The organism is Desulfosporosinus acidiphilus SJ4 (assembly GCF_000255115.2).
GTDB classification, from domain to species: Bacteria; Bacillota; Desulfitobacteriia; order Desulfitobacteriales; family Desulfitobacteriaceae; genus Desulfosporosinus; species Desulfosporosinus acidiphilus.
Map to the genome: position 1 here is coordinate 3,866,043 of NC_018068.1, position 16,145 is coordinate 3,882,187.

Consider the following 16,145-nt stretch of genomic DNA (forward strand, 5'->3'; position numbering starts at 1 on the left):
AGTATAAAGAAAACTTAACTGTCGCTGAGCCTCTGGCGAAAGCGACGGCTAAGTTGCACTGATGCTAGAGGACGAAGACACTGTCTTCGTACATATTAGCCCTTCTTTCAGTACACAACCGAAGGCTATACGTTCCGATAGTATAAAAAAATTAAAACGTATCTCGACTATTGATTCGACTCTCTTCACTAAATTCCTTCATAATTTCCAAATTGAATCGTGTATATGATTAAGAATTAGATAAATCCCATTATAAGGTTTAACAATTTTTTAATAGAACATGTATGTCTGATCACAAAATCTACGCTATAATAATGGAGAAGACAATCTTCAACTTTCTAAATAGATTCCGCTTCCCCTCTCCTTTGAGGGGACTTTTTATAAGCCAGAACAGTTCCTCGTTAAGCGCTTGGATATGAAGGGCAGGTAGAAAACAACTTTGAAACTAAGAAAAAAACAAGTAGCCTATTTTTCTCGCGATCGTTGGGTCCAAATATTCTTGGCTGCTTTAGTACTCGTGGTATTCGGCAGACTGATCGATCTTCAAGTTGTTCAAGCATCAGACCTTAAGCAAAAGGGTATTGAACGGCGAACAAATGATGAAAAGGTTCGGCCGCCAAGAGGCACCATTTATGATGCCCAAGGGAATGTTTTGGCCCAAAGCATTCCTGTTAAAGAGGTCTATGCGGATCCTAAAACATTAAATGATCTGATTTCTAAAAAACAATTCAAAAGCAGCAAAGAAGATGTCGCCAAGGAACTGGGAAATATTCTCGGAATTGATCCCCAGAATATACTGTCTAGTCTTAACAAAATAAACTTATCGTGGATTAGCTTAGCACATCAAGTTGACATTCAAAAGGCCGATCAAATAATGGCCCTGAAAATTCCTGGAGTCGGCTTAAATGATGAAGAAAAACGCGTCAACCCCATGGGAAGTCTGGCTGCCTCCGCACTTGGCATTGTAAATCAAGCCGGTCATGGAGTTGAAGGGATCGAATCTTATTACGACAAAGATTTATTCGGTAGACAAGGCTTTATTTCCCAGGAGCAAGATACGCGCGCCCGCTCCATCTTAGGCGCTCCTTCTCAAGATGAACCTCCGGTTCCAGGGGATAACCTCACCTTAACCCTAGATTCAACCATTCAGTATTTAATTGAACAGCAATTAGATAGTTTGGCACAATCGACCCAAGCAAAAAGCGTCACTATTTTAGCGATGGATCCAAAAACAGGACGAGTTTTGGGAATGGGCTCTCGGCCAACCTTTGATCCTTCTAATTACCAGAACTCAAATCCTGAAGTCCGCCGCAACCTGGCCATCAGCATGACCTATGAACCAGGATCTACGTTTAAGACAGTTACCGGCTCCGCCGCAATAGAAGAAGGAGTAATAACCCCGGATTCTGTATTTTACGACCCCGGCTACCTTCAAGTCGGTCCGAAAGTGATTACCAACTGGGATTCTAACGTGCAAGCTCGTGGAAACACCACCTTTACCCAGGGAATGCAGTCATCCTCCAACGTTGTCCTTGCCCAAGTCGGCATGAAACTGGGAATGGATAAATTTTACACATACTTAAGAGCCTTTGGATTTGGTTCTAAAACCGGTATTGATATCTCCGGCGAGGAAAGCGGCATAATTGTTCCTCAGAACAAAGCCAGAGAACTAGACCTTGCCACAATGTCCTTTGGTCAAGCAAATTCAGTGACACCTATTCAATTATTAACGGCTATCTCTGCCATTGCTAACGGAGGAACTTTGTATAAACCCTATATTGTTGATAAAATCACAACTCCTGATGGGCAGCTAGTCCAACAAAATAAGCCGACTCCAGTTCGGCAAGTTATCTCAAAAGAAACAGCAGCTCAAATGACAGGAGTATTGGAACAAGTTGTTAACAATGGGACGGGGTATCTGGCAAAAATCCCGGGAATTAACGTAGCCGGCAAAACAGGAACCGCTCAGAAGATTGATCCTAAAACCGGTGATTATTCGGCCACCGATTATATAGCATCCTTTGCGGCTTATGCACCTGCCGAAAATCCCAAAATTGCTCTTTTAGTCATTGTCGACACACCAAAAATGGCCGATGGTGAACATGACGGTGGTCCTATTTGCGCTACCCCGGCAAAAGCAATCCTTGAAGGGACTCTGCAATATTATGGTATTCCTGTAGCCGGCGATACTCAAAGCAACGTTTCGATTTCTCCAAATGAAACCTCAGTTCGTCCCACTCCGAAACCTGTAACACCTGAGCGCGCACCAAGCGCCGAAGAAGTTGTAGTACCTGATTTAACGGGACTTACCATGCGCCAAGCCGGAGTCATATTAGAAAAGTCTGAACTGCACTTTAGTTTTACAGGAAGCGGTCTGGCCAATCAACAATCTCTGCCGGCAGGAAAAGTGGTTACTAAAGGTACAACCATTAATGTGACGTTCTCCTCTTTGTCCTCCCCATAATTCTAAAGCCATTAACAGCCCTTTGCTGCTTCTAGTTTCTTTTTAAGCGTATTCACCGGAAAGTTTCGTCCCGGACATTCAGTAACTGCTCCCGGTACTTCCCGGTGAAGCTCAACGTCTTCGATACCTAAGTTAAAGTCCAGCAGAAGCTGAACAATCTTATTTACCAGTCCGTCAAGCTGAGCCTCCGGTACCGTTGTCTCACTGAAATTTCCCACCAGGCAGACTCCTATTCCCATAGAATTTCGTTTGCCGGCTTTACAATGAGCTCCTTGCTGGGACAAGGGTCTTCCGTCTTGACAACTTCCGTCGGGCATAATTACAAAGTTATATCCGATATCACTCCACCCCTTAGTCTTATGCCACCCCCGTATCATTTTGGCATCAACTGGGACACTTTTACCAAAACGCTTCACCTCCGTGGGACTTGCCGTGTGGTGAATTACGATCTTTTGCCAATCCATTTCCACTTCCCCCTTTCTTGCACACCTTCCGCAATAACTGCCTAAAGTTTTTAATATGCTGTTGCAATTGCGTTTAATTAATGATTTATGCAGCAGCCCTTATTCGCGTGAATGGAGAAAAATCGCTTCAAGCCTTGCTATGAGGATTCTTTACATCAAAATCATATTTAGATAAACCTTTAAGCCAGAAATAAAGAAAAGTATCGATTGCTATAATCGATACTTTTTCATCATCTGATGACCCTGCTTTAGCGGCATGGGGAAAGCGGAGCCGTGGTTCACATCAGGTACTACCCTGAGGTTCGGCACGAAAATGTCCGGTGGACATTTTTGCTCGAAGCGGCTATCTCCAAAGAATACTTATCCGCTGAAGATAGCTCCCGCGGAAGCAAGTGAGCGAGCCTCGGATTGCTGAGTGAACGATGTGGGCGAAGCTACCCGACCCGAAGGCATGACCTAATTATTGGCTCAACTAACGCCAAAATGCTCTAATATCATAGTATATAAATCAATAATTCGCGGTTCCCGAACGGGGAGAGGCATACCGGTCACAATCATAGGCACGGTGGAATCCTCTTCTTCTAAGGAGCCATGGCTGCCTCCTCCGGGGTGAATCGGTGCCCCTTCTGCATAATACTCACATCCGGATATGGCGGAAACAACCACTCGATCTCCCTTGCGTGCTTCCAAAGCGGACATGAGACGCATAAAGGCATCAGGGAATTTTCCAAATTCGATGGTATGCTCACCTGTCACTTGAGCATCAACCACGCTTAAATCCCCTTCAAAAGACCAGCTTTGACCATAAACATCCGTAAAGGAACCCTCACCGGAAAAATAAAGCTGCCTTTCCGTCCCGCCTTGAAGAACAGAATATTTATTTTCCCCAGCTTTCCAGGAAATCTGGGCATTCCTTGCATCCTTGCCCAGAATATCCACAATTGACGGTAAAAGATCCTGTGATCTATGTAAAAGATAAATAAAGGCCATACGTTCATTCGGGCAGACAGCAATTTCGTGGTATCCCTCTTCAGCCGTTTCCATGGGTCTCAAGCGCTTAAACATTTTAAGCTGTTGATCCAGATCAATTAGGTATTCGGGACCTAATCCTACGGTTGATTGGGCATGATCTCCAGTGACAATCATGGCCGTTTTCTCTAAGGCCATATCCCAGGAACCAAATTCATCAAGGATTGACGCGATTTGTTGATCAGCCAGTTCCAAGGAAGGACCTGTGCGCAAAGGACCGTAATGATGAGAATTCTTATCATTATCCGGAAAGTAAACCACCGTGAAATCAGGCAAACTACCATCATGAACAAGCTGCCGGGCTATTTCGCCTGAATAAACATCATTAAACCCAAAACGGTGAAAAGGACCCCTGGGATAAGCCGATGACCGCTGAGAAAAAGGCGGGTGAACCAGTTGTCCTAAGGTTAAATGAGAAGGGCCGAAAACCTCTTCAGATCGAACCTTAAAGCCAGTAGCTAATGCAATGAAGAACGGAAGTTTTGCCGTATATGTATGAGCAGCCCTATGCATAAAAAGGTTGATATTCCCGGTGCTGAATCCCGCAGCCTCTAATGTCTCATAGAGAGTAGGAGTATCTGAAGCAAGATGCTCTCCGTTGAGGTTTAATAACAAATTACGAATAACCTTTTCGGGGCCGATCTTCAAAAGATTTTGCCAAGTTGCACCGTAATCGACAATTCTTCGTATACTTTCATTGTACCAAATAAATCCGGGAACACCATGCCGGTGAGGGCCTGACCCGGTTATCATCGAGCTGGTGGCCACAGGTGTCATGGTAGGGAACGTCGAAATAACCCGTTCAATATAAGTTCCATGTTCCGCCAAAAAACTGAGAGCGGGAGCATTCCCTTCTGCCAGAATTCTTCCTAATACCGTCGGGTGTAAAGAGTCTATCACAAAGAGGATGGCCTTTTTCATGATCGACCCCCTTCAAATAAACCTAGTAGAATTCATTATAGCAAAATTATCTCCTTCTTGTCACGGATAACCGATTTTAAACACTTCCTGAGATTTGTTCCTGATATTTTCCCAGACTTCTTAAGCTAATTTTAAGATAATCTTGCTAAGGTATTTATAAACATTACCGGCAAGGAGAGTTGGACATGAAAATCATCTCAAACCAAGAGACAAGTGCAGCCTTCTTTACAGTAGTACTATTCGTTACCGCCTGGTACCATATCAAAAAAACAAAACAACAACTTGACCGGCAGAAAAATGATTAGATACAAATGACTATAATTATCTAAATTCCTTATCAGCATCTTTTAGCTTGTTCAAAGTCACTGCCACTTCAGCTCCAAACAAAACAATAATACAGGAAATGTAAGCCCAAAAGGTAAATAGCATGATAAATGTCAGACTACCATAGATCATCTCATATTGACCTAAGTTTGCCGTATACCAAACGAAGGCAACTCGTGAGAGGTATATACCTAACGTTGAGATCAGAGCACCTAAGAAAAGATAAAAATAGCTAATCGTTTGGGAGGGCAAAAACCTATAACAAAAAAGACAGGTCAAAAACAGCAGCAAAGGAAAAGACAAATGGGATATGCCGTGAAAAAACGCCAGCCATAAGGGAATGCTTTGCTGAGGAGTAAGAAAATTCTTAACAAGAGCTACAGAGACAATCGTTGCCAAAGAAGAAACAACCGTTAGGCTGACTAGAACCATGAGCATGCCAAACCCAACCAGGTACTGTTTAAGAAAAGACCTTCTCTCGTGAACGTTCCAAATGGTATCTAAAATTCTCTGAAAGGAAACAAAACCGCCTACAGTGGTCCAAAGCAGCCCAAGAATCCCAAAAAGGCCCACTTTATTTGAGCCTAATAAGACCAATCTGGACACATTTTGGGAAAGATAGATCTTGGCATCCGGCAAAGCCGGAACATAAGACTGAAAAACGGCAGATATAAAGTTCTGTACTGTCTCCTGAGGAATAAAAATCGAAGCACCATAAATCAATAAGAGCAGCAAAGGGATCATGGAAGAGAAGCCAAAAAATGCGATAGCCGCCGCTAAGGCGGCTATATTATGCTCCATGATCGACTTTAAGAGACTCCGTATAAACGCAAGAATCCTTCGCCAAAGAATCATCTGCTAAAATCCACCCGCCTCTTGGAAACAACAACTCTGACCTAGCATTCCCAAGAAGCTGCCCTTTAACCCCCATGAGTTTTTAAAAGCTGCTAGATTTTTCTGCTTCCCGGCTTTATGGCCGGGATTCCTTGGGCACAAAGGGGACATTCCTGGGCATCATAGGCTTCAATCTTTAATTGCAGAATGGAACGCTTAGGTAAGCCAAAATCCACCGACCCGCCGCTGCGATCAACTAAAACCCCAACCCCAACCGGTATGGCTTCCATCTCTTGAACTACTGTAAGGACTTCACGCACAGATCCCCCGGTTGTAATGACATCTTCTACCACCAGTACCTTTTCGCCGGGCGAAAGGCTAAACCCTCTGCGCAGTCTCATGATTCCATTTTCTCGTTCAGTGAATAAAGCACGAACGCCTAAAGCCTTAGCAACTTCATGAGCCACCAGAATGCCTCCCATGGCGGGTCCTATGACAGTTTCAATCTCCTTGTCACGAAAAGCCGAAGCTAACCCCTCCGCCAAAACTGCCGCCCGCTGAGGATACTGCAGCACTTGGGCACATTGCATGTATTGGGCGCTGTGTTTTCCGGAGGTCAAGAGAAAGTGGCCGTCTAAAAGGGCGTTGCTTTTTCTGAATAAATCGAGATAATCCTCTTCAGTAAGGGTCTGGTTTTTATTGATGGTCTGATTTTCCGGCATAGTGTTCTCTCCTTTTCTTTTCTTAGGTCAGCCATAGTCTCTCTAAAGCTTCTCGAGGATTTTCAGCACGAGTAATCGGTCTGCCCACCACGAGATAAGAACTGCCCGCCGCCAAGGCTTCATGAGGAGTTAAAACCCGCATTTGATCATCTGCTTCGCTCCAAGCAGGCCGAATTCCCGGAGTAACAATCAAAAAATCCTGGGCCGTATTCCTGCGAATCTCGCTGGCTTCTTGAGCTGATGCTACAACTCCATCTAAACCCGCCTTTTCAGCGAGTCTGGCCAAGGCCACAACATGTTCCTGCAACTTGCGCTGCACTCCCATTTCCTCTTTAAATTGGTGCTCCGACATGCTTGTCAAAACCGTCACTCCTATAACTTTCGGAACAACTTGCAGTTTATCTCCTTCTTCACGGACGGCAGAAGCCGCTCGAGCCATCATTTCATAGCCACCGCTGCAGTGTACGTTGATCATATCCACTCCGGCTTGTACAAACCCACGAATGGCTCGTTCTACGGTCGTCGGAATATCATGTAATTTTAGATCCAAAAAAATGGGGAATCCCAGTGCCCTTAGTTCCCGAATCATGGCCGGCCCAGCATAGGCGTACAATTCCATTCCGACTTTAAGCCAGCAGCCGCTTCCCTGAAGGGCATTTGCCAAAACAAGGGCGTCTTCTCGCCCTTTAACATCCAGGGCAACCATGATTCTTTTATTTAAGTTTCTACCCACCACGATCCCTCCTGATTTCTAACAGTCATGTCCGGTGATCTCGTTTAGCCTAAACTTCCCGCCTAAGCAAAGTACGAAGATCGTTCCGGCTTATGTTAACCCCTATGGGCTAAACCCACTAATTCCTTCACTTTAGAGTACCCTCTTTGTTCACAGTAAGTACGGATACCCTCCAGAATTTCCAGGGGGGCCTGGGGGTTGTAAAAATTGCCTGTGCCAATACTGACGGCTGTTGCGCCGGCTAAGAGGAATTCCACCGCATCCTCCCAAGAAGTAATTCCCCCCATACCAATGATGGGTAAATCTACTGCTTCAGCCACTTGCCAAACCATCCGTACCGCCACGGGACGAATGGCAGGCCCGGATAGCCCCCCAAAGGTGTTCGCTAAGACGGGACGCTGGGCATCGATGTCAATGCTCATTCCTAAAAGCGTATTAATGAGAGAGAGGGCATCCGCACCACCGCGTTGGACCGCTCGAGCCATCCCGACGATATCTGTGACATTAGGAGAAAGCTTAGCAATAACCGGCAGGTTTGTCTCAGCCTTGACAGCAGCCATCACTTCCTGGGCGCTCTGAGGGTCTGTTCCGAAATGCATCCCGCCATGTTTAACATTGGGGCAGGAAATGTTAACTTCTAAGGCCGTTATTCCTGAATCCTGCTGCAAGGCCCGGGCCATGGAGGCATAATCCTCCAGAGAAAACCCAGATATATTAGCTATTATTGCTGTGGGAGCTTGGCCAAGTTTCGGCAGATAAGATTTTAGGAATTCCTCTAATCCCGGGTTTTCCAGACCAACAGCATTTAAGAGTCCTGCCGGTGTCTCAGCAAGTCTGGGAACCGGATTGCCAAGGCGGGGCAGAGGAGTAATCCCCTTTAAGGTAATCCCGCCCAAAGCTTCAAGAGGACAATAGGCGAGATACTCCTCACCAAATCCATAGGTTCCGGACGCGGTGATTATGGGATTTCGGAGAGTAATTTCACCAAGCCGGGTCGTCATATCAACAGGTTTCATCCCAAACAACCTCCTCACCAGGAAAAACCGGTCCGTCTAAACAAACTTTTTTGTGAATCAAGCGGCCCTCGCTATCCTTTAACGCACATACACATCCCAGACAAGCCCCTACAGCACAGCCCATTCGTTCTTCCAACGATACTTCTGCAGGAATTTTAAAGGTTTTACAGAGTTCTGCAACGCTCTGCATCATGCCCTTAGGGCCACATACCGCTATATGCACTCGGTTTTCTTGGGCTTCACCATTTTTGTTTCCAGGTTCCAGCTTATTGAGGGCTTCTCGAACCGGTTCCGTTACCAAGCCCTGGGAGCCGAGACTCCCATCCAAGGTACTGAGGCTCATTTCTATTGCCAATTCTCTCCACTGAGTCAATCCCGCGCTCTCCAAGAAGGCCTTGTTTTCTCCTCCCCAGAATAACCGCAGGTTCAACCCTTGGGCAATAGCCTTTTGAGCTAAGGCGAACAAGGGGAAAATACCAATTCCCCCGGCAACTAACCAGAGTTCTCCCTCTTGGGGCAAAGAAAAGCCATTTCCTAACGGACCTAGGATACTTAAACTCTCCCCGCAGCGAGCTTGGGCAAGAATCTTTGTTCCTCTGCCCTTGATTCGGTAAAGGAGCGTGATCTCCTCCCGCTCCTGACAAATCTCGGCAATGCTAATGGGACGCCGTAATAAAGGGTCTAAGGATGCTCGTGCAGAGTCCTGAACCTGCAGCGAAACGAATTGTCCTGCCTTGGCAATCTTGGCGAAGGGCCCTTTGAGAACCAATCGCCTAAGCTTTTGATCATAGTCACCCATGTCTTCATGTCTTACAATAAGTCCCTGGGAAAGCATAGCATCCTCTCCTTGCACAGCATTAAACACCTCAAACTTTGATAATTCAGAAGTGGGAAGTCATATGATTGGATCAAAATTTCTATACTTACAGCGGCAGAAGGCTTGGGGAAATACTTTCCAACACATGGAGAAGTGCCGCCGCCGTGTCCAAACTGGTAAAGCAAGGAATTCCGTACTCCACCGCAGCCCTGCGGATGGCAAAACCGTCGCTCTCCTGAACTCGCCCGTGAGTGGTGGAGTTGATCACATACCGAATTTTATGTTTTCGAATCCCGTCGATAATTTCATTGGAACCATCATGAAGCTTGGCAATGGGTTCAACTCTTATTCCTTTATTTGTTAAATATCGTGCCGTCCCGGCCGTCGCCAGAATCCGAAACCCTAGTTCTTCAAACCGTCGAACAAGATCGACCCCTTCTTCTTTATCCCGATCTGCCAAAGTAACTAACACGGTTCCGTAGGTTGTAAAGGAAAGTCCCATGCTTAAGAGAGCTTTATACAGAGCTTTCTCATAAGTCTTGTCCATCCCCATAACTTCTCCGGTAGATTTCATCTCCGGCCCTAAAGAAGGTTCAACCTTTTGCAGCTTCGAAAAAGAAAAAACAGGAGCCTTAACTGCCACTCGATTTTCCAAAGGCCAGATACCATGGGGAATCCCGATTTCTTCCCACCGCCTGCCTAAGATAACCTGAGTTCCCCAATCTACAATGGGCACCCCAGTCACTTTACTTAAAAAAGGTACAGTTCTGCTGGATCGGGGATTAACTTCCAAGACAAAGAGTTCCTTTCGATAGATGACGTATTGAATATTGATTAAGCCTTTTATTTGCAGCGACCGGGCCAAGGATTCTGTCAAAGCGATTATTCTCTTTTGCATCTCCTCTTCCAGGGATTGGGGAGGATATACGGCAATGGAATCTCCCGAGTGAACTCCGGCCCGTTCCAGGTGTTCCATAATACCCGGGATAAAAACGTTCTCCCCATCAGAGATTGCATCAACCTCCACTTCCTTGCCCAGAAGATATTGGTCCATCCAGATTTCTTGGTCGGAAGAAGCACTGAAAGCGCGCTTTACGACCAGTTCCAGCTCCTTTTCCGCATAGACAATTTCCATGGCCCGTCCCCCGAGGACATAGGAAGGACGAACCACTAAAGGAAAGCCGATCCTTTCCGCCACTTGCCGGACCTCTGCCATCGTCCTGGCTCCGCCCCCCCGCGGGCGCTTAGCCCCTAATTCCTGCAAAACACGATCAAAGGTTCCTCTCTCTTCCGCGCGATCTATATTTTCCACACTGGTACCTAAAATCCGGTAGCCTCGCCGCTCTAAGCTGCCAGCTAAACTGATAGCCGTCTGTCCCCCAAACTGAACGATAACACCCTCCGGTTGTTCTTTATCTAAAATCGCCGAAACATCTTCCAAGGTCAAAGGTTCAAAATACAGCCGGTCGGCAGTATCAAAATCCGTAGAGACAGTTTCGGGATTATTATTAACAATAATACTCTCATATCCCCTCCGTCTCAATGCCAGGACAGCATGCACCGAACAATAGTCAAATTCAATCCCCTGTCCGATCCGAATCGGCCCAGAACCCAGGACCACAACCTTAGGCCGCTTATGGACCTCCCCTTCGTCTTCAACATCATAACTGGAGTAAAAGTAAGGAGTCGTCGCTTCAAACTCTCCGGCGCAGGTATCGACCATTTTGAAGACAGGTAATATTTTGTTCTTGCGGCGAAACAGATAAATTTCATCTTCTGTAGTATTCCAAAAATCTGCTATTTCCGTATCGGAAAAGCCTAATCGTTTACCTTTGCTTAAGGTTTCGGCATCCCAAGAAGAGATTTTTAAATTTCCGCCGAAGTCGACTAACCGTTGCAATATCATCAGGAAATAGGAGTTCCAGCCTGTAAGTTCCGCTAATTCCTCAAGAGGCCATCCCCTGCGTATTCCCTCGGCCAGAACAAACAATTCGCGATCATCCGGCTGCTGACAAGCAGTCTTTAGGTCTTGGTCGCTTAGGTTCTCTAATTCCTTCATGAGGACCCCAGATACTTTTATATCCAGCGAACGAATGGCTTTCAGCAAAGCAGTTTCTAAATTTCTGCCGATACCCATTACTTCTCCGGTGGCTTTCATTTGAGTTCCCAGTTTGCGATCCGCATCAGTGAATTTATCAAAAGGCCAGCGGGGTATCTTGACCACGACATAGTCCAAAGCAGGTTCAAAACAAGCGGAGGTCTTACCCGTTACGGCATTTTTTAGTTCAGTCAGCGCATACCCTAAAGCGATTTTCGCTGCGACCTTAGCAATAGGATACCCGGTAGCCTTGGACGCCAGGGCACTGGAGCGGCTAAGCCGGGGATTGACTTCAATCACTACATATTCCATCCTCGAAGGATGAAGAGCAAACTGAACATTGCACCCGCCTTCAATTCCCAGCCCATTGACGATCCGTCGCGAAGCGCTGCGCAGCATCTGAACTTCCCGATCAGTTAACGTTTGACAAGGGGCAACAACAATGCTGTCTCCCGTATGTACTCCAACGGGATCCATATTTTCCATATGACAAATGGTAATACAGTTGCCTAACCCGTCCCGCAAGACCTCAAATTCGACTTCTTTCCAGCCGGCGACGCTTCGCTCGACTAAAATCTGGCCTATAAGACTTGCCTGCAGTCCGCTTTGAGCAACTTGTTCCAGCTCCTCATTACTTTCGACAATTCCGCCTCCGGTTCCCCCCAGTGTGAAAGCGGGCCGCACGATCAAAGGATAACCCGTTTGCCCGGCAAACTCCAGAGCATCCTCGATGTTATCGACAATTTTGCTCTCCGGGATGGGTTCACCCAAACGCTGCATCAAGCCTCGGAAACTTTCCCGGTCTTCAGCCTGATCGATGCTCTGCAAGGAGGTTCCCATCAACGTGGTACCGCAGCGTTCCAAAACTCCGCGTTTAGCCAGTTGGTAAGCCAAGTTAAGGCCCGTTTGCCCGCCCATGGTCGGAATTAAACCGTCAGGTCTCTCACGTTCAATAATACGCTCTACAGATTCTACAGTTAAAGGTTCGATGTAAATTCGATCGGCCGTTTCCCGATCCGTCATAATCGTTGCCGGATTGGAATTTACCAGGATAACCTCAATTCCCTCTTCCCGTATTGCCCGGCAGGCCTGGGTCCCGGCATAATCAAACTCTGCCGCCTGCCCAATAATAATGGGGCCTGAGCCAATGACCAGAACCTTTTTCCATTCTTTCTTGGGCATTTACATTCTCCCCTTTCTTGGGCAATTTCTTGCCACCAATTCTGTGAAACGCTGGAAAATCTCCTCATTTTCTTCCGGGCCGGGAGCTCCTTCCGGATGAAACTGAACTGACAGAACAGGATACGTTTCATGCTCCATTCCCTCTACCGTTCCGTCGTTAAGATTCCTCATCGTGACTTCAAAACCGGTTCCTTTTAAAGAATCATCGATAACGGCATAACCGTGATTTTGTGATGTCATCGTAGCCTTACCTGTTCGGAGATCAAGAACAGGGTGATTTCCTCCGCGATGCCCATAGGGAAGTTTGTAAGTCTCCCCGCCCGCTGCCAGAGCGAGAAGTTGGTGTCCCAGACAGATACCTAAAACAGGCAGTTTACTATACAATTGGCGGACTGTATCAACTATTTCCGGCAATTCACTGGGATCCCCGGGACCATTGCTTAAAACCATACCCCTTGGCTGCTGCCATAAGATTTCCTCTGCCGTTGATCCGGCTGGAAACACCATAATTCGATAGCCTCTCTGTTGAAGAGAGCGCAGAATATTTCGTTTAACCCCAAAATCAAAGACGGCTATTAAAGGGCCTGAGCCCGGTATTTCATAGACTTCTTTAACGGTTGAGCGATAAACCCAATGTTCATCTTTACATAAAGTGCTAGTATGATTTAATTGACAGTTACTCAGATTCTCAGAGCTTTCTTTCCGCACCTGCCAATAATCTTTTCCCTCTTCCCAAGACTTAACTAAAACTCCCGACAAAGTGCCGAAGTCCCTTAGATAGCGGGTCAATGCCCTTGTATCAACACCTTTTAGTCCTTGTACACCATGCTGCTGGCAATATTCTTCCAATGCCCCCTCAGCATGCAGGCTTCCCTCTCCTTGAGAAAGCTCGCGAACAATCAGGCCTTGGAGACGAGTTTTGTCTGCTTCATTTTCTTCATGATGCCAGCCGTAATTTCCAATTTGCGGCTGAGTTAGAACTAAGATTTGCCCGGCATAGGATAAATCCGTAATCATCTCCTGATAACCGCTCATGGATGTATTAAAAACTACTTCCCGTGCTGTCGGTGAGGAAGAATAGTTCTCCCACTCGCCAAACGCTTCCCCTGCAAAGGTCGTCCCATCCATAAAAACGAGATAAGCCACCTTCAACACTTCCTCTCAAATACTCTCTTTACTTTTCTTCAAACACTCTCTTTACTTTCCTATAGAACCCTTCGATTTTCTTGTACTAATCGTCCGCCGACCCAAACCATCACTGGAAAACCTTGAAGAGTCTGACCTAAAAACGGAGTATTGCGTGCTTTGGAAACCAAATTGCCAGGTTCGATCACTTCTTGATAGGCAGGATCGAAGAGCACCATATCCGCAGCTGAGCCAGGCGTAAGCGTTCCTCCCTTTAACCCAAAGCGCTGGGCGGGCAAATAACTCCAAGCCTCGATGACCCGCTCCCAGGTAAGTTTTCCTGTCAGCACCAGGTGCTGGTACACAGCACTCAGCGCAGTTTCCAGACTTGCAATGCCAAAGGGTGCCTCGGCAAAGGGCCGGGCCTTTTCTGCCTGAGTATGCGGTGCATGGTCTGTGGCAATCATATCAATCGTCCCGTCACGAAGCCCGTCAATCAGGGCAGCGCGGTCTTCTTTTGAGGACAAGGGCGGATTTACTTTAAGTGAAGTATCCGTAAGATGAATGTCTTCATCACAGAAAATTAAGTGATGGGGATTAACTTCAGCACTGACATTGACGCCCCGTGCTTTGGCCCTGCGAATCAGATCCACACTCTCGGCAGTTGAAATGTGAGCCAGATGAAGTTTCCCGCCCGTTTCCTCAGCCAAGATCAAATCCCGAGAAACGATAACGCTTTCGGCACTGGCTGGGATTCCTTTGAGCCCCATTCGGCCCGCAGCTATTCCCCGGCGCATGAAACCGTCTCCCGCCAAATATTTATCTTCGCAATGGCTGATGATAGGCAGTCCTGTCAATTTCGCATATTCTAAGGCCAGCCTCATAACTTCCCCGTTTTGTATATTTTTCCCATCATCTGAGAAGGCCGCAACTCCGCCCTCTTTCATATCCGCCATTTCCACAAGTTCTTCACCTTGCATACCTTTGGTAACCGTTCCGATGGGCAGAACTTGGGCATAACCTGCTCGTACACCTTGCAGCCGTACAAATTCCGCCAAAGCCCGTTTATCAATTACCGGTTGGGTGTTAGCCATAGCTAAGATTGTTGTGAATCCTCCCCGAACAGCCGCGCGGGAACCGCTTAAAATATCCTCTTTGTCCTCCTGCCCAGGTTCACGCAAATGGGTATGAACGTCAATTAATCCCGGAAAAAGGAACTTGCCTTCCCCGTTAATCGTCTCAATGGTTTCTTCCTGAGCTTGAGAGTGAACCTCTTCTTCGCTCATGGTGGAAGCCATCGCTAAGATTTTACCCTCTTTAACAAGTACACTTTGAGGACTCGATAGTTTCTGACCGGGATCAACAACCCAGACATCTTTAAGCAACAACATTTGCAGACCCTCCAATCAGTAGGTAAATTAAAGCCATGCGAATGGCTACACCGTTGGTAACTTGGCGTTCAATTAAAGCCTGAGCGCTGTCTGCCACCTCATCGGAAATTTCCACGCCCCGGTTCATGGGTCCCGGATGCATAATGACACTTTCCTTCCCTGTTTTCTTCAAACGCTCGGTTGTCAAGCCATAAAGATGACTGTATTCCCTCAGACTGGGAAACAGTCCGCTTTTTTGACGTTCCAATTGTAAACGCAGGGCCATGACCACATCGGCACCCGGCAAAACACTGTCGAGATCATGGGTCACCTTTACTCCCAGTCCCCTCATCTCCTCAGGCGCCAACGTGGGGGGACCCACCAATGTTACATTGACTCCCAGCTTTTGAAGACCCCAGGCATTGCTCCTGGCCACGCGGGAATGCAAAACATCCCCCACGATGACCACATTTTTTCCCTTTAAATCTCCCAGTTTTTCTTCCATCGTGAAAATATCCAACAAGGCTTGAGTTGGATGTTCATGCTGACCGTCTCCGGCATTAATAACTCCCGCCTCTAAAATATCCGCCAGAAAACCGGCCGAACCGGAACTGGAATGTCTGATAATGACTAAATCCGCCCGCATCGCTTGAATCGTTTTGGCGGTATCATATAAACTTTCCCCTTTGCTCACACTGCTTTGAGCCACGGCAATACTCGTTGTATCCGCTCCTAAGACTTTGGCCGCCATTTCGAAGGATGTTCTGGTCCTCGTGCTGGCCTCATAAAATAGATTGACGACAGATTTGCCTTTAAGGGTTGGTAGCTTCTTGATAGGACGCATTAAAATTCCTTTCATTACTTTCGCCGTCTGTAAGATTTGGCGAATTTCTTCCACGTCCATCTCTTCTAATCCAAGAACGTCTTTACGCTGCAATTTCATCGTAACCCTCCTAATCATTCTGTCCCTTCATTTGTATACCCTGCACTGCAACTTCTATTCAGAGTGAAGTTTATACTCTCTGATTGTAATAAAAAATCCTCTC

12 protein-coding genes are annotated in these 16,145 nt (G+C 46.7%); 1 reads left to right on the forward strand and 11 read right to left on the reverse strand.

Annotated elements, in window-relative coordinates; all coding sequences use genetic code 11:
- Positions 1 to 439: 439 nt before the first annotated feature.
- A complete protein-coding gene (locus DESACI_RS17700) occupies positions 440 to 2,464 on the forward strand; it encodes a penicillin-binding protein (protein WP_014828576.1) in 2,025 nt (674 codons plus the stop codon).
- Positions 2,465 to 2,475: 11 nt separating this feature from the next.
- Here DESACI_RS17700 and DESACI_RS17705 read toward each other — a convergent pair whose 3' ends face one another.
- The 11 genes from DESACI_RS17705 to DESACI_RS17755 all read right to left on the reverse strand — a co-directional run bounded on the left by DESACI_RS17705 (position 2,476) and on the right by DESACI_RS17755 (position 16,042).
- Complete coding sequence (locus tag DESACI_RS17705; protein ID WP_014828577.1) at positions 2,476 to 2,928, reverse strand: peptidoglycan recognition protein family protein; 453 nt, start codon at positions 2,926 to 2,928, stop codon at positions 2,476 to 2,478.
- Positions 2,929 to 3,396: 468 nt separating this feature from the next.
- Positions 3,397 to 4,878, reverse strand: coding sequence for an alkaline phosphatase family protein (locus DESACI_RS17710; RefSeq protein ID WP_014828578.1), 1,482 nt, complete (start codon positions 4,876 to 4,878; stop codon positions 3,397 to 3,399).
- A 321-nt stretch (positions 4,879 to 5,199) separates the two neighbouring features.
- Complete coding sequence (locus tag DESACI_RS17715) at positions 5,200 to 6,057, reverse strand: YihY/virulence factor BrkB family protein (protein ID WP_014828580.1); 858 nt, start codon at positions 6,055 to 6,057, stop codon at positions 5,200 to 5,202.
- Positions 6,058 to 6,149: 92 nt separating this feature from the next.
- The gene (gene pyrE / locus DESACI_RS17720; protein WP_014828581.1) at positions 6,150 to 6,758 is read right to left on the reverse strand and encodes an orotate phosphoribosyltransferase; all 609 of its coding nucleotides are present in this window, start codon (positions 6,756 to 6,758) and stop codon (positions 6,150 to 6,152) included.
- A gap of 22 nt (positions 6,759 to 6,780) precedes the next feature.
- Complete coding sequence (gene pyrF / locus DESACI_RS17725; protein WP_085939253.1) at positions 6,781 to 7,464, reverse strand: orotidine-5'-phosphate decarboxylase; 684 nt, start codon at positions 7,462 to 7,464, stop codon at positions 6,781 to 6,783.
- Between the two features lie 122 nt (positions 7,465 to 7,586).
- Complete coding sequence (locus DESACI_RS17730; RefSeq protein ID WP_014828583.1) at positions 7,587 to 8,507, reverse strand: dihydroorotate dehydrogenase; 921 nt, start codon at positions 8,505 to 8,507, stop codon at positions 7,587 to 7,589.
- Positions 8,494 to 9,342 carry a dihydroorotate dehydrogenase electron transfer subunit gene (locus DESACI_RS17735; protein WP_014828584.1) on the reverse strand — a complete coding sequence of 283 codons (849 nt, stop codon included), beginning with the start codon at positions 9,340 to 9,342 and terminating at the stop codon, positions 8,494 to 8,496. The genes DESACI_RS17730 and DESACI_RS17735 overlap by 14 nt, the downstream gene beginning before the upstream one ends.
- Before the next feature lie 88 nt (positions 9,343 to 9,430).
- Positions 9,431 to 12,604, reverse strand: a complete 3,174-nt coding sequence (gene carB, locus DESACI_RS17740) for a carbamoyl-phosphate synthase large subunit (RefSeq protein WP_014828585.1) — start codon at positions 12,602 to 12,604, stop codon at positions 9,431 to 9,433.
- Positions 12,605 to 13,750 carry a glutamine-hydrolyzing carbamoyl-phosphate synthase small subunit gene (carA, locus tag DESACI_RS17745; RefSeq protein WP_014828586.1) on the reverse strand — a complete coding sequence of 382 codons (1,146 nt, stop codon included), beginning with the start codon at positions 13,748 to 13,750 and terminating at the stop codon, positions 12,605 to 12,607.
- A gap of 59 nt (positions 13,751 to 13,809) precedes the next feature.
- Positions 13,810 to 15,120 carry a dihydroorotase gene (locus tag DESACI_RS17750; RefSeq protein ID WP_014828587.1) on the reverse strand — a complete coding sequence of 437 codons (1,311 nt, stop codon included), beginning with the start codon at positions 15,118 to 15,120 and terminating at the stop codon, positions 13,810 to 13,812.
- Complete coding sequence (locus DESACI_RS17755) at positions 15,107 to 16,042, reverse strand: aspartate carbamoyltransferase catalytic subunit (RefSeq protein WP_014828588.1); 936 nt, start codon at positions 16,040 to 16,042, stop codon at positions 15,107 to 15,109. The genes DESACI_RS17750 and DESACI_RS17755 overlap by 14 nt, the downstream gene beginning before the upstream one ends.
- Between the last annotated feature and the right edge of the window lie 103 nt (positions 16,043 to 16,145).